Origin of the sequence: Streptomyces sp. NRRL WC-3549 (assembly GCF_000721935.1) — a bacterium.
GTDB lineage: Bacteria > Actinomycetota > Actinomycetes > Streptomycetales > Streptomycetaceae > Streptomyces.
Genome location: NZ_KL585423.1, coordinates 38,006 through 39,262, shown reverse-complemented (window position 1 = coordinate 39,262; position 1,257 = coordinate 38,006). Strand labels below are relative to the sequence as shown.

The window sequence follows — 1,257 nt, the reverse complement described above, 5'->3', positions numbered from 1 at the left end:
CGGCGGTTCCTGGAGATTCAGCTCCCCGTCGGGCATCTCCGGGCCCCGGCGTCGGGCCGGGCGGCGGAACAGGACCACACTCAAGGAACCGTCTCCTTACGGGGCAGGGGGGAGAGCGGGCGGAACGTCGTCGACGCCGTCGCCGGGGGCGACGCACGTCGTCGTCGACGCGGTGCCGGGACACCGGCGGACCTCGCTGTCGCACGCACCCTACGCCGCGCCCCGGCCGACGACGACCGCCCGCCCGGGAGGCGGTGGAGGGCGGCCGCCCCCTCCGTGCCGCCATGTCACAATCCTGCTACAGCCCCAGGCCACGGGCCCACCGCACCGCGGCCCTCCCGGCGCACCGCGGCGCACGCCGCCCCACCGGACGTGCCATGACGCCTTCGGCGCCCCATCGCCTTCCGCGCCGATGTCCACGTCGCGTTCCGCGCCACGGACCGTGTCGTCCATGGCGGGCAGCTGATATTACGATCATCGCGCCGACCGCCGAAAACCGGCCCTGTCCGAGGTTGTGGGACGCGTCCAGCCAAGTGCGATCGATGTCCGGCGGTGCGTCAGATCGCGTTCCCCTGACCGTACTCAGCAGTAACCGGAGAAGCGTGAGCCATTCCGATGACTGACACTCAGGTGGCCGGGCTGTGCCGTCTGACGGTGCGAGCCCCCGCCAAGAGCATCGATCTCGCCGTGCCCGCCGACGTCCCCGTGGCGGACCTGCTGCCGGCGGTGCTCGGATACGCAGGCGACGACCTCGAGGAAGCCGGTATCGACCACGGGGGCTGGGTGCTCCAGCGGCTCGGCGGCGAACCGCTGGACGAAGAGCGGACCCTCGACTCCTACGGCCTGCGCGACGGCGACATCCTCTACCTCAGACCGCGCACCGAAGCCCTGCCCGAGGTGCACCTCGACGACCTGGTCGACGGCATCTCCACCACGATGCGCGACCACCCCTTCGGCTGGACCCCCGCGGTGAGCCGCCGGGTGCTGCTCGGCATCGCGGTCGCGGTGCTCGTCGGCGGCATGGCGGTCATCGCGTGGCCCGGCGGGTCCGCGCTGCCCCGGGCCGTGTTCGCCACCGCGACCGGCCTGCTCCTGCTCGCGGGTGCGGGTGCGGCGAGCCGGGCGGTCGGGGACGCCGGCGCCGGAGCCGCGCTGGGCTTCATGGTGGCGCCCTACCTCGCGCTGGCCGGCTGGCTGCTGCCGGGCGGCACGCTCGGCGGACCGGACGCGTACGAGACGCTGGGCGCCCGGCTGCTC

1 protein-coding gene is annotated in these 1,257 nt (G+C 73.9%); it reads left to right on the top strand.

What is annotated here, in order from left to right:
* Positions 1-615: 615 nt before the first annotated feature.
* Positions 616-1,257, top strand: a 642-nt coding sequence (gene eccD / locus IH13_RS0126520) for a type VII secretion integral membrane protein EccD (RefSeq protein ID WP_031088497.1), incomplete at its 3' end; no start/stop codon positions are given.